Annotated in this window: 22 protein-coding genes and 1 tRNA gene; 14 read left to right on the top strand and 9 right to left on the bottom strand. The window is 70.8% G+C overall.

From position 1 onward, the window contains the following. Positions 1-228: 228 nt before the first annotated feature. Together P3T37_RS22605 and P3T37_RS22600 are read left to right on the top strand one after the other, a co-directional pair. The gene (locus tag P3T37_RS22605) at positions 229-2,280 is read left to right on the top strand and encodes a phospholipase C, phosphocholine-specific (RefSeq protein ID WP_280725610.1); all 2,052 of its coding nucleotides are present in this window, start codon (positions 229-231) and stop codon (positions 2,278-2,280) included. A gap of 92 nt (positions 2,281-2,372) precedes the next feature. Then, on the top strand, positions 2,373-2,600 hold the full coding sequence (locus tag P3T37_RS22600) for a hypothetical protein (protein WP_280725609.1): 228 nt from the start codon (positions 2,373-2,375) through the stop codon (positions 2,598-2,600). A 68-nt stretch (positions 2,601-2,668) separates the two neighbouring features. On the opposite strand, the gene P3T37_RS22595 is transcribed toward P3T37_RS22600, so the two are convergent. Together P3T37_RS22595 and P3T37_RS22590 are read right to left on the bottom strand one after the other, a co-directional pair. After that, complete coding sequence (locus tag P3T37_RS22595; RefSeq protein ID WP_280725608.1) at positions 2,669-3,517, bottom strand: serine/threonine-protein kinase; 849 nt, start codon at positions 3,515-3,517, stop codon at positions 2,669-2,671. Positions 3,518-3,593: 76 nt separating this feature from the next. Continuing rightward, positions 3,594-6,812, bottom strand: coding sequence for a S41 family peptidase (locus P3T37_RS22590; RefSeq protein ID WP_280725607.1), 3,219 nt, complete (start codon positions 6,810-6,812; stop codon positions 3,594-3,596). A gap of 157 nt (positions 6,813-6,969) precedes the next feature. Here P3T37_RS22590 and aspS point away from each other — a divergent pair, with 157 nt between their 5' ends. Next, positions 6,970-8,277, top strand: a complete 1,308-nt coding sequence (gene aspS, locus P3T37_RS22585; RefSeq protein WP_280725606.1) for an aspartate--tRNA(Asn) ligase — start codon at positions 6,970-6,972, stop codon at positions 8,275-8,277. A gap of 45 nt (positions 8,278-8,322) precedes the next feature. On the opposite strand, the gene P3T37_RS22580 is transcribed toward aspS, so the two are convergent. Continuing rightward, positions 8,323-8,763, bottom strand: a complete 441-nt coding sequence (locus P3T37_RS22580) for a hypothetical protein (RefSeq protein ID WP_280725605.1) — start codon at positions 8,761-8,763, stop codon at positions 8,323-8,325. Positions 8,764-8,869: 106 nt separating this feature from the next. Between P3T37_RS22580 and P3T37_RS22575 the strand changes: the two genes are divergently transcribed. Beyond that, positions 8,870-9,607, top strand: coding sequence for a hypothetical protein (locus P3T37_RS22575; RefSeq protein ID WP_280725604.1), 738 nt, complete (start codon positions 8,870-8,872; stop codon positions 9,605-9,607). 50 nt (positions 9,608-9,657) lie between these two features. Here P3T37_RS22575 and P3T37_RS22570 read toward each other — a convergent pair whose 3' ends face one another. From P3T37_RS22570 to P3T37_RS22560, 3 genes are read right to left on the bottom strand one after another with little or no spacing between them, the layout of a single operon-like run. Beyond that, complete coding sequence (locus P3T37_RS22570; RefSeq protein WP_280725603.1) at positions 9,658-10,353, bottom strand: WbqC family protein; 696 nt, start codon at positions 10,351-10,353, stop codon at positions 9,658-9,660. Positions 10,354-10,378: 25 nt separating this feature from the next. Further along, the gene (locus P3T37_RS22565; protein ID WP_280725602.1) at positions 10,379-11,047 is read right to left on the bottom strand and encodes a YdcF family protein; all 669 of its coding nucleotides are present in this window, start codon (positions 11,045-11,047) and stop codon (positions 10,379-10,381) included. A 16-nt stretch (positions 11,048-11,063) separates the two neighbouring features. Further along, positions 11,064-12,158: a hypothetical protein gene (locus P3T37_RS22560; RefSeq protein WP_280725601.1), complete on the bottom strand. Its 1,095-nt coding sequence runs from the start codon at positions 12,156-12,158 to the stop codon at positions 11,064-11,066. Positions 12,159-12,331: 173 nt separating this feature from the next. On the opposite strand from P3T37_RS22560, the gene P3T37_RS22555 reads away from it, so the two are divergent. From P3T37_RS22555 to P3T37_RS22520, 8 genes are all read left to right on the top strand, one after another. Then, complete coding sequence (locus tag P3T37_RS22555; protein ID WP_280725600.1) at positions 12,332-12,796, top strand: hypothetical protein; 465 nt, start codon at positions 12,332-12,334, stop codon at positions 12,794-12,796. After that, on the top strand, positions 12,780-13,214 hold the full coding sequence (locus P3T37_RS22550; RefSeq protein WP_280725599.1) for an ATP-binding protein: 435 nt from the start codon (positions 12,780-12,782) through the stop codon (positions 13,212-13,214). Before P3T37_RS22555 ends, P3T37_RS22550 begins: the two co-directional genes overlap by 17 nt. Positions 13,215-13,349: 135 nt before the next feature. Beyond that, entirely contained in the window at positions 13,350-13,772 is a 423-nt protein-coding gene (locus P3T37_RS22545; protein ID WP_280725598.1) for a hypothetical protein, read from the top strand. Next, complete coding sequence (locus tag P3T37_RS22540; protein ID WP_280725597.1) at positions 13,769-14,425, top strand: hypothetical protein; 657 nt, start codon at positions 13,769-13,771, stop codon at positions 14,423-14,425. Before P3T37_RS22545 ends, P3T37_RS22540 begins: the two co-directional genes overlap by 4 nt. Next, entirely contained in the window at positions 14,389-15,234 is an 846-nt protein-coding gene (locus tag P3T37_RS22535; protein ID WP_280725596.1) for a serine/threonine-protein kinase, read from the top strand. Before P3T37_RS22540 ends, P3T37_RS22535 begins: the two co-directional genes overlap by 37 nt. Next, positions 15,231-15,698 carry a GNAT family N-acetyltransferase gene (locus tag P3T37_RS22530; protein ID WP_280725595.1) on the top strand — a complete coding sequence of 156 codons (468 nt, stop codon included), beginning with the start codon at positions 15,231-15,233 and terminating at the stop codon, positions 15,696-15,698. The genes P3T37_RS22535 and P3T37_RS22530 overlap by 4 nt, the downstream gene beginning before the upstream one ends. 272 nt (positions 15,699-15,970) lie before the next feature. After that, positions 15,971-16,681, top strand: a complete 711-nt coding sequence (locus tag P3T37_RS22525; protein WP_280725594.1) for a hypothetical protein — start codon at positions 15,971-15,973, stop codon at positions 16,679-16,681. Between the two features lie 32 nt (positions 16,682-16,713). Continuing rightward, positions 16,714-17,019: a hypothetical protein gene (locus tag P3T37_RS22520; RefSeq protein ID WP_280725593.1), complete on the top strand. Its 306-nt coding sequence runs from the start codon at positions 16,714-16,716 to the stop codon at positions 17,017-17,019. A 329-nt stretch (positions 17,020-17,348) separates the two neighbouring features. Here P3T37_RS22520 and P3T37_RS22515 read toward each other — a convergent pair. After that, positions 17,349-17,422 (bottom strand) — tRNA-Lys (locus tag P3T37_RS22515). Between the two features lie 140 nt (positions 17,423-17,562). Between P3T37_RS22515 and P3T37_RS22510 the strand changes: the two genes are divergently transcribed. Together P3T37_RS22510 and pgi are read left to right on the top strand one after the other, a co-directional pair. Then, positions 17,563-19,149 carry a Na+/H+ antiporter gene (locus P3T37_RS22510; protein WP_280725592.1) on the top strand — a complete coding sequence of 529 codons (1,587 nt, stop codon included), beginning with the start codon at positions 17,563-17,565 and terminating at the stop codon, positions 19,147-19,149. Between the two features lie 94 nt (positions 19,150-19,243). Further along, positions 19,244-20,905: a glucose-6-phosphate isomerase gene (gene pgi / locus P3T37_RS22505; RefSeq protein ID WP_280725591.1), complete on the top strand. Its 1,662-nt coding sequence runs from the start codon at positions 19,244-19,246 to the stop codon at positions 20,903-20,905. A 54-nt stretch (positions 20,906-20,959) separates the two neighbouring features. Here the strand turns inward: pgi and P3T37_RS22500 are convergent, their stop codons facing one another. Further along, the gene (locus tag P3T37_RS22500; RefSeq protein WP_280725590.1) at positions 20,960-23,326 is read right to left on the bottom strand and encodes an FtsX-like permease family protein; all 2,367 of its coding nucleotides are present in this window, start codon (positions 23,324-23,326) and stop codon (positions 20,960-20,962) included. Next, on the bottom strand, positions 23,320-24,099 hold the full coding sequence (locus tag P3T37_RS22495) for an ABC transporter ATP-binding protein (RefSeq protein ID WP_280725589.1): 780 nt from the start codon (positions 24,097-24,099) through the stop codon (positions 23,320-23,322). Before P3T37_RS22495 ends, P3T37_RS22500 begins: the two co-directional genes overlap by 7 nt. Positions 24,100-24,266: the final 167 nt, after the last annotated feature.

Here is a 24,266-nt window from a genome sequence, read left to right as displayed (position 1 = left end):
GTGCGACGTCCAGGGGTGACGGCCTCCGCATCTCGGACAGCTTCCGTCCATCCGCCCGCCGTCCGCTGACGGTTGGGCGAACAGTCCGCCAATCTCCCTCCCGGGTCCTTCCGCATGAGCATGCCGTCCGCCAGGATGGCGCGCGGCTCGTGTTGTACACACAACCTGTGTGTGCCGCGGGCCGGTATGCCGCCGGGACGCGGCGAGACCGAGGGGTTGGCGAGCCGGATGTCAGAGTTGAGCCGCAGGAAGTTCATGGCGTTGTCGGCGAGTGCCGCGGCCGGTGCGGCGGTGGCCGGGACGGTCGGCGCCACCGCGGCCCCCGCCACCACCACGCTCACCAACACCGGCACCATCACCGACGCCCAGCACGTGGTGATCCTGATGCAGGAGAACCGCAGCTTCGACCACTACTTCGGCATGCTCCAGGGCGTCCGCGGCTTCGCCGACCGCAGCGCGATCCAGATCGCGGGCGGCTACAGCGTCTTCAACCAGCCCAACGGCTCGGGCCGCCAGTACCCGTGGGCGTTCAGCGCGACGAGCCCGGCCGGTGGCGCCGACCCCGAGCGGCTCGCGCAGTGCAACGGCGACCTGTCCCACGCGTGGAGCGACCAGCACGCGGCGTGGAACAACGGCAAGATGGACTCCTGGGTCTCGGCCAAGGGCAACGTCCGCGCGCTTGGCTACCTGGGCCGCGCCGACATCCCGTTCCACTACGCCCTCGCCGACAACTTCACCGTCTGCGACGCCTACCACTGCTCGATCCTGAGCGCGACCGGCCCCAACCGCACCTACCACTGGAGCGGTTGGATCGACCCGGCGGGCACCGCGGGCGGCCCGGCCTACGACGGCGGCGACGAGTCCGGCCTGCGCTGGCAGACGTACGCCGAGGCGCTCGAGAGCGCGGGCGTGAGCTGGAAGGTGTACCAGAACGCCGCCGACAACTTCGGCGACAACGCGCTCGCCTACTTCTCCCAGTTCGAGAACGCCCCGGCCGGCAGCGCGCTCGCCACCCAGGGCATGGGATCGGTGCCCAGTACCGGCAACACGCCGAACGACATCGCCGCCGCGATCAAGGCGGACGTCCTGGGCGGCACGCTCCCGCAGGTCTCCTGGGTGGTCGCGGACCAGGGCTCGTCGGAGCACCCGTACGCCACCCCCGAGGACGGCGCGCACTTCGTGCACATGGTGATCGACGCGCTGAACGCCGACCCGAACGTCTACAACTCCTCGATCCTCTTCCTCAACTACGACGAGAACGACGGCTTCTTCGACCACGTCCCGCCGCCGGTCGCCCCGGCGGGCACCGCGGGCGAGACCTACAACGGCACCCCGATCGGCCTCGGCTTCCGCGTCCCGATGATCGCCGTCTCGCCGTGGAGCCGCGGCGGCTGGGTCAACTCCGAGACCTTCGACCACACTTCGGTGCTGCGCTTCCTGGAGACCTGGACGGCGGCCATCGGCAAGCCGGCCACCTGCCCGAACATCAGCGCCTGGCGCCGCAAGGTCTGCGGTGACCTCACCTCGGTCTTCGACTTCGCCAACCCGGTCTACAACCTTCCGGCGCTGCCGGACACCTCGGCCACCATCGGCCTGGCCGCCTGCGGCCCGCTGCCCAACCCGGCGCCGGTGAACAACGCGCTGCCCGTCCAGGAGTCCGGCACCCGTCCGGCCCGCGCGCTGCCGTACCAGCCGAACGCCAACCTGGACCACCTGGAGTTCGGCTCGGGCGGCGTGATGAAGGTCTGGCTGGCGATGGCCAACCAGGGCACCGCGGCGGTGAAGTCGGCGCACTTCGCCGCGTACGCCAACGCCTACCGCAGCGGCGGCCCCTGGCAGTACACGGTGGACGCGGGCACCGCCACCAGCGACTTCTTCAACTGCGGTACCGGCTACGGCAGCGGCGCGTACGACCTGAGCGTGACCGGCCCGAACCGCTTCCTGCGCCGCTTCAAGGGCGACGCGACCAAGGCGGGCAAGAACGTCGCCGCCACCGCCTCGTACGCGGTCGAGCCGGGCAGCGGGCAGCTGGCGATCTACTTCAAGCTCGCCAACAGCGGGACGACGCCCGCCACCTTCACCATCGCCTCCAACAACTACCGCACCGACGGGCCCTGGACGTACGTGGTGCCGGCCGGCGGCAACGTCAGCGACTACTTCAACGCGGTCGCCTACAACAACGGCTGGTACGACTTCACGATCACCGTCGACCTGGACAGCACCTGGTCGCAGCGCTTCTCGGGCCACCTGGAGAGCGGCGCCGCCAGCGTCACCGGCTGATCCGCTGCGCGGCCGTCTCCGAGGTGCGGGTGCGAGCGAGCAGTGACATGTTGGTCACAGCCCATCGCCCGACGAACCCCGCAGGAGGAGATATGGGCATCTTCGACAAGTTCAGGGAGAAGGCCGACGAGGCCGTGGAGCAGGCCAAGACGGCGCTCGGCGGCCACAAGGACAGGGCCTCCGACGCGATGTCCGACACCGGCCACAGGGCCTCCGACGCCATGGGCGACATGACCGGCAGGTCCCGGGAGTCCGCCGTGGACCCGGTCGAGCAGGCCGCGCACGACATGGACAGCGAGGGCGGCCACGACCCGATGTAGGCCGCCGGGACCCACGGACGGAGTGTGCCCTCGGGCACGCTCCGTCCGTCCATGCGCTGCGGGGTCGGTCAGGAGAGCGACCGGAGCGCCAGGCCCACCGCCAGCAGCAGTCGCCCGCGGCCGCGCAACAGGCGGGGCACCCGGCGATGCCGCGCGGCGCCGCGCGAGGACACCGGTCGGGCTGGAGCGGGTTCGGCCGGGTCCTGCGCGAGGACCGCGGCGAGCGTGAGTTCGCAGGCGGCGGCCATCGTCGCCGCGTCCGGCCAGCGCCGCGCGGGGTCCTCCGCCAGTGCGGTCGCGACCAGCGCGCGCACCGGCCCCGGGAGTTCGGCGCCGAGCGTGGAGCGGACCGGCAGGCGGCCGGTCAGGCACTCGTGGAGTACGACGCCCAGCGCGTAGAGGTCGTCCGCCCCGCTGGCGGTGTCGTCGTGTCCGAGCGGGGCGATGCCGAAGCCGGTGAGCACGACGGTGCCCTCGCAGAGCAGCAGGTTCGACGGCTTGAGGTCCCGGTGCACGACGCCCGCGCTGTGCGCGGTCCCCAGCACGGTGAGCACCTGGGACATCAGCCGCAGCGCCTGGGCGGGCTCCAGCGGGCCGCGGCGGTCGAGCAGCGCGCTGAGCGCCTCGCCCCGGATCAGGTCCATCACCAGGTACGCGACCGGCGTGCCGTCCTGCGTCGAGCTGTGCCCGAAGTCGTGGATCTGGACGACGCCCGGGTGTCTGAGCCGGGCCAGCAGCCGGGCCTCGGCGTGGAAGCGGGCGGCGAAGTCCGGGTCGGCCGGCAGCGTCGGCTTCAGGATCCGGACGGCGACGTCCCTCCCCAGTACCGCGTCCTGCGCCGCCCACAGTTCGCCCATCGGCCCGCCCGCCAGCCGCTCCACCAGGTGGTAGCGACCGGCGAGTCGTGTGCCCTGCATCGTTCCCCGCATGGGCAGAAGCTAGCGAGCGGTGATAAACGTCCACTTGCCGTCGGCTCGGCGCCGTCGGCGCAGGTCAGCCGCGCGGCGGCAGCGGTGGGCGGCGCAGGTCGGGGCGCGGGGCGGCGGGCGGCGGGGGAGCGGCGGCCGGGGTGTGGCGCAGCAGGTCCATGGCCACCCGGACCGCCTCCGCCAGCTCGGTGTTGCGCCCGGACGCCCAGTCGGCGGGGCTGCGCAGCACCGCGATGTCCGGTTCCACCCCGTGGTTCTCCACCGTGAAGCCGTAACCGCCGGTGAACCAGGAGGCGTTGGCCGGCACCGAGATCAACGTCCCGTCGCCGAGCGGGTAGCGGCCGAGCGTGCCGACCACTCCGCCCCAGGTGCGCTGGCCCAACACCGGTCCGAGGCCCAGGAGTTTGACCGCGGTGATGATGACGTCGCCGTCCGAGCTGGTCGCCTCGTCGGCCAGCGCGACCACCGGTCCGCGCGGGGCGTCGCGCGGGTAGCGCACCGGGCGGCGGCCGCGGTTGAAATCCCAACCGAGCACCCGGCGGCTGAGCTTCTCCAGGACGAGTTCGGAGACGTTCCCGCCGGCGTTCCCGCGCACGTCCAACACCACGGCGGGGCGGTCGAGTTCGGTGCGCAGGTCGCGGTTGAACTGGGCCCAGCCGGAGCCGCCGAGATCCGGGATGTGCAGGTAGCCGCACAGCCCGTCGCTGAACTCCCGGACCAGGGCCCGTCGTCGGACCACCCAGTCCTGGTAGCGGATCGGCCGCTCGTCGGTCAGCGGGGTCACCGCGAGTCGGCGCACCGGGCCGTCCGCGCCGCTGCGGACGGTGAGTTCCACGGTGGTGCCGCCGGTGCCGGCCAGCAGCGGGGCCGGTCCGCGCACCGGATCCGGCGCCCGGCCGGCCACCGCGAGCAACTCGTCGCCGTCGCACACCCCGTGGGTGCCCAGCGGCGCTCGAGCACGCGGGTCGGAGGACTCGCCGGGCAGGATCCGTTGCAGCAGCCAGCGCCCGTCGGGGCTGCGGCGGGCCGAGGCGCCGAGCAGCCCGAGCGGCTGCTGCACCGGCGCCGGGCCCTCGCCGCGCCGGGACGGCGTCACGTACGCGTGCGAGGTGCCCAGCTCGCCCAGCAGTTCGCGCAGCAGGTCGGCGAAGTCGTCGGGGGTGGCGATCCGCTCCAGCAGCGGGGCGTACTGCTCGGTCAGCGCGGGCCAGTCCAGACCGCCGAGATCGGCGTCCCAGAACTGGTCCCGGACGATCCGAGCCGCCTCCCGGTAGGACTGGCGCCACTCGGCGGCGGGGTGCACGGTGTGCGTGATCCGGCTCAGGTCGACGGTGACCGCGCTGTGCGGGGAGGAGACCGGGAGCAGCTTGAGGGTCCCGGCCAGGAAGGTGGTCAGCGCGCTTCCGTCGCCGGCCACCGCGAAGCCCTCGACCTGCTCCTGGAGCGTGCTGCGGGTGGCGGTGGCCAGGTCGAAGTACTCCAGCGCCGGACGCCCGGAGGTGTCGGTGGGGTGGGCGAAGGTCTGCCCGAGGGTGCCCGAGATCGGCCAGCGCAGCCAGATCAGGCCGCCGCGCACCGACGCCGGCGAGGAGTACTTGGAGGCGATCACCGGGAACGGCACCAGCCGGGTGGCCAGCCCCTCCCGATCCACCCGCACCGTGCCGTCGCCGCCCACCGGATCCGACCCGCCCGACGGGCGGCCGTCCACCGGGGCCGCGAACGGGGACGGCGTGTCGGCCGCCAGCGGCACCAGGTACGGGCGGCAGCCGAGTGGGAACGACAGGTCGCCGCTGTGCACGTCGTGCACCGGGTCGAAGCCGCGCCAGGAGAGGAAGACCAGGAACCGGCCGTCCCGGGTGAAGACCGGCTGCTCGTCCTCGAAGCGGCCGCTGGTGACGTCGACGATCTGCTCGGGCGTGTCGATCCGGACCAGCCGGATCCGGCGCAGCGAGCGGCCGGCGATCGGCTGCGACCAGGCCAGCCAGCGCGAGTCGGGGGAGAAGGCCGGGCTGCGCACCGGGCCGTACGCGGAGCGGGCCAGCTCGCGGACCGAGCCGTCCTCGGCGCCGACCAGCAGCAGCCGCCCGTCCGAGGTGGTGGCCGCCAGGGTGTGGCCGTCCGGGGCGGCGGCCAGCTCCAGCACCCGGCCGAGCCGCCCGGACGCGATCCGGCGCGGCGCCTCGCCCTGTTGCTCGGGAGGTGCCTCGCCCGGGAGCGCGACGTGCTCGATCGCGTCCTCGCCCTCGGCGTCGGTGACCCAGGCGACCCGCGCGGTGTGGCCGAGCAGCACCGGCAGCCGGGTCCGCACGCCGGGCGTGTCGGCCAGCGCCCGCGCCGGGCCGTCGCGGTGGGTCAGCCAGTACAGGCTGCCGCGCACCCCGATCACCGCGGCCCGGCCGGTGGCGTCGCACACCAGGTCGTTGACGTGCCGGGAGGCGGTCACCTGGTACGGGCGCCGGCCGGCCCGCGCGCCGCCGAGCGGCACCTCGAGGCGGCGCGGCGCGGGGGCGTCGAGCCCGTCCAGCAGCCAGATGTCCCCGGCGTGCTGGTAGACGATCCGCCGGCCGTCGCTGGCGGCCTCGCGGGCGTAGCACGAGGCGTGGTCGGTGTGCCGGCGCAGCTCGGTGCCGTCCGGGCGGCAGGAGTACAGGTTGCCGACGCCCTCGTGGTCGGAGAGGAAGGCCACCCGGCCCTCGACCAGCATCGGCGCGGAGAGGTGGCCCGCCAGGTCCGGCAGCAGCCGCTCGCCGTCCAGCCAGAGCCGCCCGGTCGCGCCGCCCCGGTAGCGCTTCCAGGCGGCCGGCTCGTGCGGGGCGGCGGCGGTCAGCAGCAGCGTGTGGTGGGCGTTCACCTGGGCGTCGCGGACCGGTCCCCAGGGCTGGCGGCGGCCCGGCGAGCCGTCCAGCGGCAGCGCGTGCGCCCAGGTGTAGTGGGCGAACGGTTCGTGGAACGAGGTCACCGCCAGCACCTCGCCGTCCGGCAGCCAGCCGCGCACCCGGGTGTCCTGGCTGCCCCAGTACGTCAGCCGGACGGACTCGCCGCCGTCGGCCGGGGCCGTCCAGACCTCGGGGGTCAGCGCGGCCCAGCTGGTCCAGGCGACGGTGCGCCCGTCCGGGGAGAGCCGCGGGTGGCTGACCCTGGTCCGGTCGCAGCTCACCCGCCAGGCACGCCCGGTCCGCGCGCCGTCCTCCAGCGGCGCGAGCCAGACGTCGTCCTCGGCGGTGAACGCCAGCAGGCCGTCGCGCAGGTGCGGAAATCGCAGGTACCCCGGCTGAGTGCTCATCCCGTCCATCGTTCGGCGGCGCGGACGGCCCGGCAACCGGGGCGCCGAAATTCGGGTGCTCGGCGGAAGACGATCACGCTACGGTGGCCGGGCCCTCGGGTGGCCGTCTACCACCCGCCGAGTGCGCGACCAACGCGCCAGCCGCTTGGAGTTCCCGATGCCCCGTACCCTGACCGCCGACCTCCGCGCGCACGTCGGCGAGAGCGTCACCGTCTTCGGGTGGGTCCACACCCTGCGCCTTCAGCGGCGCATGCAGTTCGTCCTGGTCCGCGACCACACCGGCACCGTGCAGGTCACCCATCCGCGCGGCGGCGAGGGCGACCCGATCGAGGCGGCCTTCGAGAGCCTCACCGCCGAGTCCGCCGTGAAGATCACCGGCCGGGTCGTCGACGCCCCGCAGGTGAAGCTGGGCGGCCTGGAGATCGTCCCCGAACGGGTGGAGATCGTCGCCCTGGCCGAGGCCGGACTGCCGATCGACGAGCACTCCGGCCCCGACCACCGCCTGGACTGGCGCTTCCTGGACCTGCGCCGCCCCGCCGCGCAGCTGGTGATGGCCGTGCAGACCACCGTCGAGCAGGCGATGCGCGAGGTGGCCGCCGAGGAGGGCTTCACCGAACTGCACACGCCCAAGCTGATGGGCACCGCCTCGGAGTCCGGCGCGGAGGTCTTCGAGGTCGGCTACTTCGACCGCACCGCCTACCTCGCGCAGTCCCCGCAGTTCTACAAGCAGATGGCGATCGCCGGAGGCATCGACAGGGTCTTCGAGATCGGCCCGGTCTTCCGCGCCGAACCCTCCTTCACCTCCCGGCACGCCACCGAGTTCACCGGGGTCGACGTCGAGATCGCCTGGATCGAGGACGTCGAGGAGGTGATGGCCTTCGAGGAGCGGATGCTGCACCGGGTGCTGACCCGGGTCGCCGAGCGCCACGGCGAGGCGATCCGCGAGCACTTCGGCGTCCAGGTCACCGCCCCCGCCCTGCCGTTCCCGCGGATCACCATGGCGGACGCGCTCGCCCGGCTGCGCGCCACCGGTTGGGACGCCGAGGGCGGCAGGGACGACCTCGACCCCGAGGGCGAGCGGCGGCTGGCCGCGCTGGTCGCCGAGGAGTACGGACACGCCTTCGTCTACGTCACCGACTACCCGGCGGCGGTGCGCCCGTTCTACCACCACCGGCGGGCGGGCGACCCCGGCGTGACAGCCAGTTTCGACCTGCTCTGGAAGGGCGTGGAGATCACCACCGGCGCGCAGCGCGAGCACCGCTACGAGGTGCTGTGCACCCAGGCCCGGGAGAAGGGCATGGAGCTGGCGCCGCTGGCGCAGTACCTGGACTGCTTCCGGTACGGGACGCCGACGCACGGCGGCTTCGGACTGGGTCTCGGCCGGGTGCTGATGCTGCTGCTCGGGCTGCCCTCGCTGCGCGAGGCGACCTTCCTGTTCCGCGGCCCGCACCGCCTGACGCCGTGACCTGCGGTCGGTTCGGTCCCCTCGCAGGGCCGAACCGACCGCCTCTCACGGCCGCTCGCAGCCGGCCGGCCAGATCTCGTGCACCCAGAGCCCGGCCCGGCGGGTGAGCTCCGCCGTGTCGGCGGCCTCGCACCCGGGCGCGCCGTCCCAGACCGCGATCATCTCGTCCACCATCCCCACCAGCGCCCGCCCGACGTCGTTGCCCAGGCCGCCCGCCGCCACCGGCGCCAGCCGGTGCACGGCGGTGGCCTCGCGGGTGATCTCGGTCCTCGGCAGCGCCGGGGCTCCCGCCGGGAGGATGATCTCGACCTTGCCGCCGTGCTCGCGCACCGCCTGCGCGAACCAGGTCTCCGGCCCCGGCCGCAGACAGGTCACACCCACCAGCTCGTACGGGCCGTAGGTGGTCACCAGCTTCCACAGCTCGCCGCGGACCAGCATCTCGGTGATCTCCGATAGCCCGTGGTACCCCGTGATTCCGACTCGCATCCAGTACCTCTCGTTCCAGGCCGTGCCGCGGTCAGTGTAGATCCCTCCCGTGAGGCGCTGGTATATCGTCCGTCGCACCGACCAACGCGCTCCCCTGGAAAGGGAAATGACAGTGAGTCAGCTGAACGACCTGCTGGACCGGTACGTCGCGCTGTGGAACGAGCCCGACGCGGCGGTCCGCCGCGACGCCGTGGCACAGCTCTGGGTCCCGGACGGCATCCACTTCACGCAGACCAGGAAGTTCCGCGGGACCGACGCCCTGCACGCCCGGATCACCGAGGCGCACGAGCAGTTCGTGGCGGGCACCGGCCTGCGCTTCCGGTCCGGGGAGAACCTGGTCACCCACCACGACGTCGCCACCTTCAGCTGGGAGATATCCCCGGCCGCGGGCGGCAACGTGCAGGCCGTCGGATCCGACTTCGTGCTGCTGGACCGCAGCGGCCGGATCTTCATCGACTACCAGTTCAACGAGCCACCGGCCCCGGTGGCCGACCTGGACGCCTTCGCCCGCCGCTACCTGGCCCTCGCCCACGAGCCGGACGCCGAACTCCGCCGCAAGGCCGTCGCCGAGCTCTACACCCCGGACGCCCGCCTGGTTGACGACTCCGCCGAACACCTCGGCCGCGCAGCCGTCCACGACTCGATCACCACGACCGGCCGGACCCTGGCCGCCAACGGCCTCACCCGCCGCCTGACCGGCCACGCCTCCGCCCACCACAACGCCATCCGCTTCACCTGGGACCTGGCCCCGACCGCCGGCGGCCCCCCGGTCGCCTCGGGCCTCGAGCTCCTCCTCCAAGACACCACCGCCCAGATCCGCGGCGCCTACCGCTTCACCACCTGACCGGACACGCCGAAGGGCCTCTTGCAAGAACTGCGAGAGGCCCCTGGCATCTACTGCTCCGACGCCAGAAGCAGCTCGGCCGCCAGGGCGTCCGACCCGAGCGCCATGAGGGGCTGGAGGCTGCTGACCTCCCGGGCAGAGGACCAGGTGCCGTCGATGGCGGTCTGGAACGGTGTCACGGTGATGCCGTGCTGGTGGAAGGCCACGGGGTCGAGGTACCGCATGCCGCCCGTTCCACACAGGTATGAGCTGGCGCCGGTCACGGCAGCAAGATCGGCCAGCCGCTGCGAACGGTCAGTCCTGGACTCCAGGCTGCTGCTGTGAAGGATTTCTCCCTGCCAACCGAGCAGGCCGAGCAGGGCTCGGGTGGATGCCTCGGCGATCACAGCCGTGCGGTCGGTGACGGCAAACAGGTCGAGCACGGGATCGAGCACGTCTCGCAGCTGCGGCCAGTGCGGGCTGGAGCCGTAGTGCTGCCGGATCAGCTGGCCGGTGCGGCGTCGGCAGCGTTCCGGCTCGACGATCACCATCTGGTTGATAAGGGTGGAGCGGCCGTGCGGCAGGTGGGTCGAGATCGACAGCCACTGCGCCCTGCCAGGCTGGTCGAGGGTGGCCAGGCGGGCACGGTGCTGGTAGTCGCGCCGGGCGAACTGGACGTCGTCCAGGACGATCCAGTAGTCCGCGGCGAAGATCTTCGCCAGTGTCGACAGCCTCGGGAACAGATTCGGCTGGTGGATGGCGCACACGCCGCCCGGTAACGGCAGCAGCTGATCAGGCCAGGAGCCTGCTGTCGAACCCCTCGGCGAGGAGACGTCGGTAAGCGGCATGCACTTCCCCCGGGACTTCCTGCTCAATGGCGAAGCCGAGCTTCGGGTACTCCATCACCCGTTGCAGATCGCCCATGAGCATGTCGATGACGAGCTTGTCGTCCCCGATGACCTTGACGTAGTCATCGAAAGCCATGGGCGCGGACGCGCACACGATGTCGACCTCGGGCCAGAGCTTGCGGCAGGTCGCGTACGCGCGCCGTTCCATGTACGGCATGGCGATCAGCATCACGGACGCGGCTTCGAGGCCGGCATCAGCCAGGACCTGGCGCGAGAGGCTGATGTTCTGACCGGTGTTGGTGGCGTTGGGTTCAAGGAGGATCGCGCTGTCAGGAACGCCGAGATCTACAGCGTGCTCACGAAACTGGACTGCCTCGCCACGCGGGAATCGCTCGGGGTGGGTGGGATTCTTCGCCCCGCTGAAGATCAGGGCGGAGAACAACCCTGCGTGGTACAGCTCAGCCGCGTACGCGGGCACTCCCAGGTCGTGGCTGCCAAGGCCGATCGCCACGTCGCACGGCCGGAGCTGGTGGTGCATCTGGTGGTAGTCCCAGATCAGCGTGGCATCCGTCCACTGTCCGTCGGTGATTGCCGACTTCTGGCTGTCCGTCACTCGGGTTCTCCTTGGGTCACCGATGCTGAAGGGCGGTCGGCCGTTCGTAGGTCTGCCGAATGCCCTCAATGCTTCGCAGTTGGTGACTCATACCGTAATGGGCGGCGAGTGTGGCAGCCCGGCTGAGCACGGCCAGGCCATCGGCTGCCGTGGCCTCGTCGGACAGCAGGATGTGGCCGTGGGCGGTATCGAGCCGGACGCGCTGCATCGGTGCGTCGGTGATGCCTGTCTGGCGGGCGATCTCGATGAACTGCAAGGCGCCTGTCAGATCGCCGGCGCCGCGGTGAGCGAGGGCGAGCTTCTGGTGAGCCACCGACCAGTCGTCGGGTTCGGACAGGTCCTCGAACTCGCGGGTGGCAGTCATCATGACGCGGGCCGCGTAGTCGTGGTTGCCATCCTTGCTCAGCGCCGTTCCTACCCACAGGCGGGCTCTGGCCCGGTCACGGCGGCTGAGCCGTTCGTCGGTGGCGAGCAGTTCGTAACGGTGGGCCGCCAGATCGAGCTTGCCGGACATCTCGGCAACAACGGCCAAGGACAGGTCGAGCTGAGCCACGCGGCGCGGAATGTCGAGCTGAGTGAAGATCGAGCGGGCCTGGGCGTAGGAGTGCTGGGCTGACAACGGCCCGAGGATGGCGCCCTGGTCGCGCTGCAAGTCACCGAGAAGAGTGATGGAGCGGGCGTGGAGATAGAGGCCCTTCTCGTCCAGGCTGCGGGGTTCGTAGCGACTCAGCCATCGGTTGAGGAGGCTGGTCGCGAACGTGAAGTTCTGCCGACTCAGAGCAGCGACTGTGCGCTCAAGGTCGTCGGTCCAGGACTCAAACTCCCACAGACGCGGACCAGCCGTGGTGACTCTCGGCGGTGTCGTGCTCCGGCCAGCCTCGGACAGCAAGGTTTCGAACCGCAGTTGGGCTGCGCCGTCACACCGGGTAAGGGCGGTGTCGAGGATCGCCTGGGTGTCGGGGCGAGGCTGGGTGTCGGCGCCGAGCTTCTCCCACTTGGAGACCGTTCGCACAGCCACACCGAGGTGCTCGGCGAAGGCTCGGACGCTCATGCGCAGCGCACGTCGTAGGGCCAGCGCTTCCACTCCGCTCCACTGCTGCACGGTCGCCATGAGGCCTCCTTTCGAGAAGTCATCGAAGCACGAAGCGCGCAGACGGTGAGTCAGAAGTGCCACGCAAGTGCAACAGCAGGTCATTTCTGCGCCCGCCGAATCCAGGGACGCTTGGAGCAAGGCCAACGCCCCGCAGGTTGGTCTCAGTCCCTTCGCCATGAACGGTCTCGCAGATGGAACTCACGGAACACCGCCTGATCCACGGCCTCGTCGTCTACGGCTTCCTTCGGATGGCGGCGACTGCCGCCGCCCGCCACCGGGCACTGTCCGAAGTCCTTGCCCAGTACTGCACGCAGCATGAACTGACGCTGTGCGGTGTCTTCACCGAGCGTGAGAGCGCCAGCGCCGCGAAGTCCGCGGCATTCGCCGGCTTGCTCGACGTCCTGGCGCTGCCGGACACCTTCGGGGTGGTCATGCCGGCGGCCTCACACCTTGGCCCCCGAGCAATAGCGGGCGAACGCAAAATGCAGATCCGCGCAGCCCGCGCTCGTCTGCTGCTGATCCGCCACCCGATGACTGTGCGCGCTGGGCTCTCGGATCTGGTGGCCCAGCCAGCTCCGGCCTCGAAACGAGTCCGCAACTCGCTGAACGGCGCCGCAGACGCGTCAGCCGGGGGCCGCAGTGACAACACTCGATGAGCCCGTCAGCGTCGCGGCACCGACAACGCTGTGCGCCTCGCTGCCGTACCAGCCAGAATCCGCCGCCGCAGCACGGCGCTTGGTCCGCCATGCGGTTGCCGCATGGGAGTTGGACGGTCTACTCGACGACTCCCTGATCATCGTTAGCGAGCTGGCCACCAACGCCGTTGCCACGGGGTGCAGGCGACGGATGGTGGTCACCGTGCAACAGATCACCATCCACTCGATACGCATCTCCGTGAGGGACGGCTCGCGGTCGCTCCCCGTCTTCATCCAGGACGGGTCGACCGACAGCGGCGCGGAGAGCGGTCGGGGTATGGCCATCGTCCACAACCTGACTCGCGGGAACTGGGGAGTCCAGCCCGAGGCGTTCGGCAAGACCGTGCACGCCGATCTCCGGCTCCGACCGCCCCTGTGAAGCCGCAAGTCCCCAGTCTCCCGGCCTGGCAGGCAGGAAAGGGTCGTCCTGCCAGGCCGGGGTTTGCAAGACCCACGCATCATCCGCCCGGCTGTCTGGCCGGATGCGGCATCGCCAACCTGTTGGAGAAAAGGCATGAGCACCACCATCGAGTCCAGCCCTGAGCTGGTCGAGTTGGGCAAGTTCTTCAAGATTGCTGGCCAGCGATTCAACGCTGGGCAGGCCGCGCCGGAGATGTTCTCCGCGACGATCGACGCCACGTGGCACGCGCTCGCCCAGAACCCCAAGGCGCACCGCGAGTTCACCATCACGCACGCCGGACAGGAGCTGTCCCACACGGAGTGGGCCGGCCACGGCCACATCGCCTGGGTGGCGGCGTACGAGAAGGAGTACGGACCGCTGCCAGAGATCTGGTTCACCAGCGCCGACGGCACGGTCAACACTGACGCCCTGGCGCAGTACCGGGAGACCGGCATCGTCGTGGCCGAGTGGGACTGCGGCCCCAAGCCCGGCCCCGGTGACGGCGACGACATGGTGCCGGAGAAGACCACCCGGTGATCACCGCCCCAACGGACGGAGCGTCCCGGCCGACCGCCGGGGCGCTCCGCCTCATCGAGGCCAGGTCGGAGAATCCGCGCAGCGTCGATGTGACCGACTACGTCAGCGCGTTAGTCAGGCACTGCCCGTTCCTCGAACCTTCCCAAGCCCGTGGCATGACCGGCTGGACCGTCTACGAGATCGCTCCCGGTGCCCACCAGTACGCCGTCGAGGCCGAGTTGTTCCACGCCGGCGTTCAAGCTGCCGAGTGGGTGCGACCCCTGGCACGTCGAACCGACGGTATGTTCACCTGCGAGAACATCGTCATCCTGGGCCAGGCCATCGACACTGACCACCGAGAGCTGATGACGTGGCCCCACTGGGCGCTCAAGAACCTCTACGGCCCGGTTGGCGTGATGTTCGGCAAGTTCGCCAAGGGCGTCCAGGAGTTGGACCGCTTCGGCTGGAGCATTCCGCCGGCTCCGTTCTCGTTCCTGCCGGTGCGGGCATCCGTTCGCGCCCGCGACCCGAAGTTCCTGAAGGACACGCCCGAGCTTGCTGCGGCGCTGGCTGCTGCCGACGACGATGGGCGGGACGTGTTCGAGCACATCCCCTGTGAGTGGAAGGCATTACGAGCATGGGCGAGTTCGCTTCCTGTCCCCCGGAAGCCGTGAAGGCCGCAGAAGCCGTCTGCGGGCCGGTCGAGTTGAAGGAGATCACCGACCGACGCGGCTCTGCCGTCTGGAAGGCCACCGGTCCCATGGCCGCTGTCGCCATCAAGCTCGGGATCGGAGAAGCCGCCGAGGTGACGGCGCGCGAGGCGTCGGTGCTGGACCAGCTTCCCGGCTACACGGTGACGGCGGACCGAGCCGGTGACGCGGTCTGGTTCGTCACGCCGTGGCTGGTCGGGCGATCCACCTGGGAGGTGTCCCGAACCTCCAGAGAGGGTGCTGCGGGCCGTTCGATGGCGCTCGCCGGAGCAGTCGATCTGTGTCGTGCGGTCGCCGACCTCCACGCCCTCGGTTGGGTTCACGGTGACTTGCAGCCGTCGCACGGCATCCACACCGAGACGGGAGCGAAGCTGATCGACTTCGCCTGGTCCTGGCAGGTGGGCACGACTCCCTGGAGCGTCTTTCAAGGGGCCATGGTTCACCTGATGGCACCGGAACTCGCCGCTTGGATCTCAACCGGGCCGCAGCCGGTCAAGACGTCACCGGCCGCCGAGGTGTACGCCCTCGCTGGAGTGCTCTGGACCTGCGCGACCGGTGACTGGCCACTCGACTACCGGGCAGCCGGAATCAACCGCAAGCAGGCCGGCCCCGAAGGTCTGCGCGACGCTATCGCCACGGGCACGCTGCCCCTTACTTTGGCGACGCCGTGGCCGGAGCTTCAGGCCGTGCTCCGCCCTGTGCTGCTTTCGGGGCCGGCTGATCGGCCGACCGCAGCCGAACTCGGCGACGCCTTGGCGGCGGTGAGCACGTGATCCGGTTGCGGGAGCTGCGGGCCGGGGACGAACGGGTTCTCCAGCGGATTTATTGCCACGAGTCGGTCAGGTATCTGGGCCGGGGTCCGATGGGTGAGGACGAAGCCCGGCTGTACATCCGCCGGGCCGCAGCAGCGTCTGAGCAGTCTCCTCGCACCCAGTTCATCTTCGGCATCGAAGCGACCGGCGATCTGGTCGGCATCGCCAAGCTCAACACCGCCCACGGTGACGGCGCGCTGAGCTACATCCTGCGACCGGACGCCTGGGGCCAGGGCTATGCCACCGAGGCCGTGACCAGACTGCTGGCCCTGGCCTTCGGTGCCGCTCTGCGTATCCCGCTCGTACGGGCCAAACACCACTCGGGCAACTCTGCCTCTGGACGCGTGCTCATCAAGGCCGGATTCTCTCGCACGGTGGCGGAGGGTGGATTTGAGCTGTACGAGATCCGATCACCCTGTCCCTGAACTGCAAGACAGCCCGGACGGTCTACCGGCTTGCTCCTGTTGCACTTTGCGCCGAAAGAGATCTCGGGCTAACTCGTCACCAACCTGGCGGTGGTGGCGGCGGTCGTGGTCCGGGCCGGGCAGGTGCTGCTTGTGCGCTGTCGGGTGGCCGAGGACGAACTGTCCTGGCAGTCTCCGGCAGGGCCGATCGTGCCGGGCCTCGGCCTGCCTCGCGCACTCTGGTAGCTCCTTTCGGGTGGCGCGCACCGTGGTCAGCGACTGGACTAGTTCTCATGGTCGATGCTCCGGATGACGACGCTGCTGGCCAGGCGGCAGCGCCAGTCACAGCGAAAGGATCACCCCACCGGCCCTTCCCATCGATGAAGGTGGTTTGGCAGCAGGTTCAGGAAGGAAGCAAATGGCAAGCCGACCGATTTGCCAGCTATGACCAAAAGGCCGGCTTCCTCATCGCCCTGGGCGGTGTTTTGGTTGGTCTGATCCGATCGGATCACCCCGATATTCTTGAGGTAATCGGCCAGGTGCTCGCTGGAATTGCCGTGTTCGTGGCAGTGATGTCACTCTGGTTTCGACCGGGCGAGTATCCTGGTGGAGAGCGATTGCTGAGCTATGCGGCACTGGGGTCGGATGAGAGCCTGGGCGTGTTGGCCAGTACCCTGGTTTGGAATCAGAAATCAGACATCTCCAGCCTTTACAAAAAGCGCTCCTACCTGAGAGCAACTGTCTTCCTGATTGCTGCAGCGATGATGGTTGATGTGGCTGGTTCATTGTGCCGATTGACCGACAGGAATGGTCCAACGCCGGTTGTTGTTGTCAGTCCTGTGGCTGTTGTGCCGACTCCGCAGATCAACGTCTCCGTGACTGAACCTCCAGCCCCTGTGCCCACAGTCGATGTTCGAGTCACGGAACGGATCGAACCAACGCCAACGGTTGTCGTGACGATTACCCGGCAGCCTGACCCCAGGTCGAGTAAGGCAGATCCGTGATGATGTGGCAAAAAAAGTCAAAGAAGCCCGAAGTGGAACGATACCGAGTGTTCCCGTACCCGCCGGATCCCGACCTCATGGTGAATCTGGAGGGAAACGTCAGGCAGACCTCTCGAAAGAGGGGCCAGGTCCTTGGGGCTATTGATCAGCCCGACATGGTGGTCAAGCTGTTCAAGGAGCTGGAAGGCAGAGTGGCTAACGGCGCACAATACGTTAAACTTGATCCTCGGGGGCTAGAGGTTGCGCTGGCTGAGGATGCGCAGGGCAACTCTGTTGAAAGCGGGTTTCCACCATTGCCAGTTGAAAGGTGGGGCTGGCATGCAAGGCCGGAGGCGTGATCGTTAAAAGGGGTTCGGAGTTCCAACTATTCGGTCGGGTAGCTATGCCCATTGCCCGAGAATCATGAACAGTGCTCGCCGGCCCGTCGAATCTGTCCGAGCATCCGAGCATCCGGGCTGCCGCCGCCCGTCCGATTCCGCGACTTGCGCCACGGTGCCGCCACGCTGGCGCTGGCCGCCGCGGAGGCAGGAAGGCGATCTCGGCCATGGTCAGGTACTCGACCATCCCCGACGGGCGGCGCGTCGGACCCGCGCCGGCGCCCGTGACCCGGAAACGTCAGAGGCCGTTCTTCCCGAAGGGAGAACGGCCTCTGACGTCTGTCTCGCTGTGCGCCGCCAGGGACTCGAACCCCGGACCCGCTGATTAAGAGTCAGCTGCTCTAACCAACTGAGCTAGCGGCGCTTGCTGACGGGGAAGACATTACCTGGTCAGCGGCCGGAATCTCCAATCGGGTCCGCGGGGCCGCCCAGCCCGGCGCGTCCGTCCGCTGCCGCGCGGCCCGCTGCCTACGCTGACCTCCAGCCATCCGAGAGGAACCGTTCGTGGGCCAGCTGTCGCTGTTCTTCCTGGTGCTGCTGGCCTCGGTGGTCACCATGCCGCTGGCCCGGTGGACCGGGATGCCGCAGCCGGTGCTGATGACGCTGCTGGGGCTGGCGATGGCGGTGGTGCCGTGGATCCCGGATGTTGCCGTCGACCCTGAGCTGATCCTGCCGCTGGTGCTGCCGCCGTTGATCTTCGCGGTGGCCAGGCGCGCGTCGCTGCACTACTTCCGGGCGAACATGCGCTCGATCCTGCTGCTCGCGGTGGCTCTGGTGGTGATCACCACCACGCTGGTGGCGGTCGCCTTCCACGCGCTGGCGCCGGCCACCCCGGTCGCCGCCGCGGTCGCGCTCGGCGCGCTGGTCTCGCCGCCCGACCCGGTGGCGGCCGTGGCGGTGGCGGGGAGTGTGGGGCTGCCGCGGCGGCTGGTCGCGGTGTTGGAGAGCGAGGGGCTCTTCAACGACGTCACCGCGATCGTGATCTACTCGCTGGCCGTCGAGGCGGTGGTCAGCGGGGACTTCTCGATCCCGCACGCGCTGCTGCGCTTCGTGCAGTCCGCGGTGCTCGCGGTGGTCGTCGGCATCGCGCTGGGCTGGCTGAACGCCCGGCTGGCCGCGCTGCTGGACGACCCGACCCAGCAGGTCGCGCTCAACCTGCTGGTGCCGTTCGCCGCCTACACGCTGGCGGAGGAGATCGAGGGCTCGGGTGTGCTGGCGGTGGTGGTCTGCGGGCTCTACCTGGCCGACCGCGCGGCGGACGCCGACGACGTCGGCTACCGGCTGGTCGGCGGCGCCTTCTGGGAGATCATCGAGATCCTGATCACCGGGGTCGCCTTCGGTCTGATCGGCCTGGAACTGGCCACCGTGCTCAAGGACGTCGGAGCCGGCTGGCACTCGATGCTCGGGGACGCGGCGCTGGTGATCGCGGTCGTGGTGCTGGTCCGGCTGGTCTGGCTGCTGCCCGCCGCCCGGCTCTCCAAGCGGCTCAGCCGTGGCGAGGACGACATCCCGATCAGCTGGCGGGAGACCGTAGTGCTCTGGTGGTCCGGGATGCGCGGGGTGGCGACTGTCGCCCTGGCGCTGGCCGTCCCGCTGACCACGCACCACGGACAGCCGTTCCCGGGGCGCGGCCGGATCGTCTTCATCGCCTTCTGCGTCGTGCTGTTCACCCTGCTGGTGCAGGGGCTGTCGCTGCCCTGGCTGGTGAAGCGGCTGGGCATCGACGCCCGGCTGGACCTGCGCGAGCAGCAGGAGCGGTTGCTCTGGTGGCGGGCGGCCAAGGCGGGCCTGGTCCGGCTGGCCGAGCTGGAGGAGGAGGACCGGCTGCCGATCGAGCTGGTGGAGAAGCTGCGGTCCCGCCAGCACGACCGGCTCGCCCGGCTCTGCCCCGAGCAGTACGAGGAGGAGGAGGCCGCCGAGGCGCGCGAGCGCGTCGCGCAGGTGCGCCGACTGCGGGAGGTGGAACAGGAGTTGCTCGCGGCCTCGCGCCGCGAGGTGCTGTCGGTGCGGGCCGAGCCGGGCACCGATCCGGAGTTGGTCGACCAGGTGCTGCGCAGCCTGGATCTCAGGTCGGACCGTAGACAGGTCTGAGTGTCAGCCCGCGTTGGCACGGCGGGCGCTGACTGTTCCGTAGGCTGGGCGGACGATCAGGCACTGCGCCGCCTACGAATCGAGGAGAGAACCGATGCCGGAGAACCCCGCCGACGGCCGTACCCCGCTGGACCGCAGCCCGCAGTGGGCCGCCCTCGGGAAGCACCGGGCGGAGCTCGGCGAGCTGCACCTGCGCGAGATGTTCGCCGACGACCCGCAGCGCGGCAGCCGCTTCACCCTGCAGGTCGGTGACCTGCACCTGGACTACTCCAAGCACCTGGTGACCGACGAGACGCTGGAGCTGCTGCGCGAACTGGCCGCGGCCCGTGGCGTGGCCGAGCTGCGCGACGCGATGTTCCGCGGCGAGAAGATCAACGTCACCGAGGACCGTGCCGTCCTGCACACCGCCCTGCGTGCCCCGCGCGGTGCGGTGGTCGAGGTCGACGGCGAGAACGTCGTTCCGGCGGTGCACGCCGTGCTGGACAAGATGGCCGCCTTCGCCGACCGGGTGCGCAGCGGCGAGTGGAAGGGCCACACCGGCAAGCGGATCAGGACCGTCGTCAACATCGGCATCGGCGGCTCGGACCTGGGCCCGGCGATGGCGTACGAGGCGCTGCGCGCCTTCTCGGCCCGCGAGCTGGGCTTCCGCTTCGTCTCCAACGTGGACGGCGCCGACCTGCACGAGGCCGTCCGCGGCCTGGACCCGGCCGAGACGCTCTTCATCGTCGCGTCCAAGACCTTCACCACCATCGAGACCATCACCAACGCCACCTCGGCGCGGGACTGGCTGCTCACCGGCCTGCGCGCCGACGCCGGCGCGGTGGCCAAGCACTTCGTCGCCCTGTCGACCAACGCCGCGGGCGTGGCCGACTTCGGCATCGACGTCGCGAACATGTTCGAGTTCTGGGACTGGGTCGGCGGCCGCTACTCCTACGACTCGGCGATCGGCCTGTCGCTGATGATCGCGATCGGCCCGGAGAACTTCCAGCAGATGCTGGCCGGCTTCCGGCTGGTGGACGAGCACTTCCGGACGGCTCCGCTGGAGCAGAACGTGCCGATGCTGCTCGGCCTGCTCGGCGTCTGGTACGGCGCGTTCTTCGACGCGCAGTCGCACGCGGTGCTGCCGTACTCGCACTACCTGTCGAAGTTCACCGCTTACCTGCAGCAGCTGGACATGGAGTCCAACGGCAAGTCGGTGCAGCGCGACGGCCGTCCGGTCGACTGGCAGACCGGCCCGGTGGTCTGGGGCACCCCCGGCACCAACGGCCAGCACGCCTACTACCAGCTGCTGCACCAGGGCACCAAGGTCATCCCGGCCGACCTGATCGGCTTCGCCAAGCCGGTGGACGACCTGCTGCCTGGCCTGGTGGCCCAGCACGACCTGCTGATGGCCAACTTCTTCGCGCAGGCGCAGGCCTTCGCGTTCGGCAAGACGGCCGAAGAGGTGGTGGCCGAGGGCGTGCCCGCCGCGCAGGTGCCGCACCGCACCTTCAAGGGCAACCACCCGACCTCGGTGATCCTGGCCACCGAGCTGACGCCCTCGGTCCTCGGCCAGCTGATCGCGCTCTACGAGCACAAGGTCTTCGTGCAGGGCGCGATCTGGAACATCGACTCCTTCGACCAGTGGGGCGTGGAGCTCGGCAAGGTGCTGGCCAAGCGGATCGAGCCGGTGCTGCTGACCGGCGAGGGCGTCGAGGCACTGGACAGCTCCACTGCCGCGCTGGTCTCCCGCTACCGCGAGCTGCGCGGCCGCTGAGCCGACCTGCGAACCGCCCCGGGTGCACTTCAAGCGCCCGGGGCGGTCGACCAGTTACGCCCGGATCGCCTGACCGCGGGTGGTCCGCCAGGCGGCCAGCACCGAGGCCGTCACGGCGACCACCGCGCACAGCGCCATCGCCTCGCCGAGCGCGCGCCACGGCGGAGCCGCAAGGTCGACGCCGTGGATCAGCTCGGCCAGCGCGAAGGCCTGGGTCGCGGCCAGCGCCACTCCGGCCAGCGCGGCGAGCAGGCTGCCGACCAGCACCGCGAGCGCCGACTCGGCTGCGACCAGCCGCAGCAGCTGGCCCCTGGTCGCCCCCGCCAGGCTGAGCGAGGCGAGCTCGCGCCGGCGGCCCGCGGCCGCCATCATCAGCGTGTTGGCCACCGAGATCAGCGCGTACCCGACCGAGATCCCGAGCACCACGGTGCTTGCGGTGCGCGACTGTTGGCGCTGTTTGGCCGCCAGCTGCGCGAAGTAGCCGGCGACCGGCCCGACCCGCGCGTCCAGCCCGGCCAGCCGGTCGCCGGGCGTCCCCCAGAGCCAGGCCACCGACGGCAGGCCGCCGGCCGTGTGCGCGCTGGACAGGTAGGTGTCGTCCCCGTTCAGTCCGGTGCGGATCACCGCGGCGATCCGCAGCGTGGTCCGCGAGCCGTCCGGCAGCCAGCAGTCGATTGGCTGACCAACCGTCAGATCATCGCTCTGTGCGGTGTGTTGGTCGATCACCAGGAAGTCGTCGGACAGGCCGCTCAGCGAGCCGGCCAGCACCGCGGGCGTCAGCACCGAGCCGAGTGCGCCGGGGGAGACCGCCTTGCCGCTGAGCGAGTCGATCATCTGGCCGTCCCCGGTGCCGATCTCCAGCCGGGTCGGCGTCACCGTGGTGGCCCGCAGCCCGGCCAGTGCCGCGGCGGTCGGACGGTCGAACACCGCGCCGTCGCGCGGCTGCACCACCGCGTCGGCGTGCGTCTGCTGGCGGGCGATGGTCGCCCGGGCCTGGTCGGCAGAGGTCTGCATGCTCACCATCGCCGCGACCAGCCCGACTGCGACCACCACCGGGGCGACCGTCGCGGCCGTCCGCCGCCGCGCGTTCAGCAGGTTCTGCCGGACGACCAGCGGTCCGGCCCCGAAGCGCAGCAGCGGACGGCTGACCAGCTGCGCGGCGGGCCGCAGCAGCACCGGCGCGAGCAGCGCCAGCGCGCCGACGTAGAGCAGCGGGACCATGCCGTACTTGCGCGCGTTCACCGCGTACTCGGGTGTGGTCGCGGCGATCGTCCAGCCGGTGGCGACCGCGCCGACCAGCAGGCCGAGGCCGAGCACCCAGCGCAGCGGGGTCATCGCCCGGCTGCTCGCCGCCGCCTCGCGCAGCGCCGCCACCGGACGGACCCGGGCCGCCCGGACGGCCACCGCCGCCGCGCCCAGCAGCCCGGAGCCCACTCCGAGCAGCACCGCCGCCAGTAGCGCGACCGGGTTGAAGCCGACGTGGAACCAGGCGGGGGCGACGCCGTTCGCGATCATCCAGCCGTTCAGCTGCCCGGCGGCCGGCACCCCGAGGCCGCAGCCGACCAGCGCCGCGGCCACCGCCACCACGCCCGCCTCGGCCAGCACCAGCCGCGCCACCTGCCACGGGGTGGCGCCGGTGAGGCGCAGCAGCGCCAGCTCGCGTCCGCGCTGCTCGACCGAGAAGGCGAAGGTCGCGATGACGATGAAGACCGCCACCGAGAGCGCGATCACGCTGGTGGTCGCGGCCATCGCGGAGGCGCTCATCAGCTGGTCCGCGCCGCCGGACGGGTCCGGGTCGGCCTGCCGCCGGTCGTCCCCGGTCAGCAGCAGCACGCCTGCGTGGCTCGGGAGAGCGGCCGTGGTCGCCAGTGCGTTGATGGGCGGCGAGAGCCGGGCCGCGGTGGCGTCGGTGAAGAAGACCGGGTCCTCGAACCACTTGTGCCCGACGGTGCCGACCACGGTGTACCGGGCCGGTCCGGCCGCGGTGGAGACGGTGACCTGTGCGCCGATCCCACTCCCACCTGCGGTCACGATCTCGTCGTCGGCGGCCGGCGCCCGCCCGGCCGTCAGCCGGTAGGGCGTGAGCGCCGCCGAGGACCAGCCGTGCCCGACGCCGTCGGCGGGCCCGCCGGCCGGCCGGGCCGGGAAGCTGCGGTCCGCGACGGCACCGGGTGGCGCCTGCGCGACCAGGTCGGCCGGCAGCGCTGCGGGCAGCCGGGCGTGGTCTCCGCGCGGGTCGACCGGGACCGCCACCGCGGTGGCAGCGGCGAACCGCTGCGGCGCGGGGTACGGCGTCCCGACGGTCGCGGCCAGCGTGAGCGCCATCATCGCGATCAGCCCGGTGCCCAGGGCCAGGGCGACGAACGCCCCGGCGAAGGCCGTCCACCGCGACCGGACGTTCGCCAGTGCGAGGCTCAGCACGCGGCACCCTGCTCCGCGACGTCCTGCTCTGTGTCGTGCCGGCTCTCCAGGCCCGCCATCCGGGCGGCCACCGCCTCGACGGTCGGATCCGCCAGCTCGTCCACCACCCGGCCGTCGGCGAGGAAGACCACCCGGCCCGCGTACGAGGCGGCCACCGGGTCGTGGGTCACCATGATGATCGTCTGACCGTGCTCGGCCACGATCCGTCGCAGCAGCGCGAGGACGTCCCGCGAGGTGCGCGAGTCCAGCGCGCCGGTCGGCTCGTCGGCGAACAGCACCTGCGGACGGGTCACCAGCGCCCGGGCGATCGCCACTCTCTGCTGCTGCCCGCCGGAGAGCTCACCCGGCAGGTGCCCGGCCCGCTCCGCCAGCCCCAGCTCGGCGAGCACCTGCGCCACCTGGTCGGGCCGCGGCGGGCGACCCGCCAGCCGCAGCGGAAGCTCGACGTTCTGCCGGGCCGTCAGCGTGGGCAGCAGGTTGAAGGACTGGAAGACGAACCCGATCCGCTCCCGCCGCAGCTTGGTCAGCGCCGTCTCGGACATCCCGCTCGGATCCACCCCGGCGAGCTGCACCCGCCCCTCATCCACCCGGTCCAGCCCGGCCGCGCACTGCAGCAGCGTCGACTTCCCCGACCCCGACGGCCCCATGATCGCCGTGAACGTCCCCGGCGCGAACTCCACCGTCACCCCGTCCAGCGCCGCGACCCGCCCCTCCCCGCTGCCGTACTCCCTGCGCACCGCTGTCAGCGCGACCACCGCGCCTGCCTGCCCCATGACGACTTCCCCCATTAAACGATCAACGAATTCGAGCGACAGTACTACCGCACGACTCGCTGTCCACCTAACGGCTTGGGTTCTAACGGTCCTCGCAACACCCGTGATCGATGGGAGTTGCGGGGACCGTGGGCGTTGAGCGTGGTGGTCTCGCAGGATTGAGGGAG

Origin of the sequence: Kitasatospora sp. MAA4, assembly GCF_029893355.1 — a bacterium.
GTDB lineage: Bacteria > Actinomycetota > Actinomycetes > Streptomycetales > Streptomycetaceae > Kitasatospora.
This window is presented reverse-complemented; position numbering and strand designations above follow the sequence as displayed.

Coding starts and splice junctions, on each gene's coding strand:
- P3T37_RS22605 (WP_280725610.1), top strand. CDS start 229: ATGTCAGAGTTGAGCCGCAGGAAGTTCATGGCGTTGTCGGCGAGTGCC.
- P3T37_RS22575 (WP_280725604.1), top strand. CDS start 8,870: ATGACAGTGAGTCAGCTGAACGACCTGCTGGACCGGTACGTCGCGCTG.
- P3T37_RS22595 (WP_280725608.1), bottom strand. CDS start 3,517: ATGCAGGGCACACGACTCGCCGGTCGCTACCACCTGGTGGAGCGGCTG.
- pgi (WP_280725591.1), top strand. CDS start 19,244: ATGCCGGAGAACCCCGCCGACGGCCGTACCCCGCTGGACCGCAGCCCG.
- P3T37_RS22590 (WP_280725607.1), bottom strand. CDS start 6,812: ATGAGCACTCAGCCGGGGTACCTGCGATTTCCGCACCTGCGCGACGGC.
- P3T37_RS22545 (WP_280725598.1), top strand. CDS start 13,350: ATGAGCACCACCATCGAGTCCAGCCCTGAGCTGGTCGAGTTGGGCAAG.
- P3T37_RS22580 (WP_280725605.1), bottom strand. CDS start 8,763: ATGCGAGTCGGAATCACGGGGTACCACGGGCTATCGGAGATCACCGAG.
- P3T37_RS22525 (WP_280725594.1), top strand. CDS start 15,971: ATGGTCGATGCTCCGGATGACGACGCTGCTGGCCAGGCGGCAGCGCCA.
- P3T37_RS22555 (WP_280725600.1), top strand. CDS start 12,332: ATGGAACTCACGGAACACCGCCTGATCCACGGCCTCGTCGTCTACGGC.
- aspS (WP_280725606.1), top strand. CDS start 6,970: ATGCCCCGTACCCTGACCGCCGACCTCCGCGCGCACGTCGGCGAGAGC.
- P3T37_RS22535 (WP_280725596.1), top strand. CDS start 14,389: ATGGGCGAGTTCGCTTCCTGTCCCCCGGAAGCCGTGAAGGCCGCAGAA.
- P3T37_RS22600 (WP_280725609.1), top strand. CDS start 2,373: ATGGGCATCTTCGACAAGTTCAGGGAGAAGGCCGACGAGGCCGTGGAG.
- P3T37_RS22495 (WP_280725589.1), bottom strand. CDS start 24,099: ATGGGGCAGGCAGGCGCGGTGGTCGCGCTGACAGCGGTGCGCAGGGAG.
- P3T37_RS22560 (WP_280725601.1), bottom strand. CDS start 12,158: ATGGCGACCGTGCAGCAGTGGAGCGGAGTGGAAGCGCTGGCCCTACGA.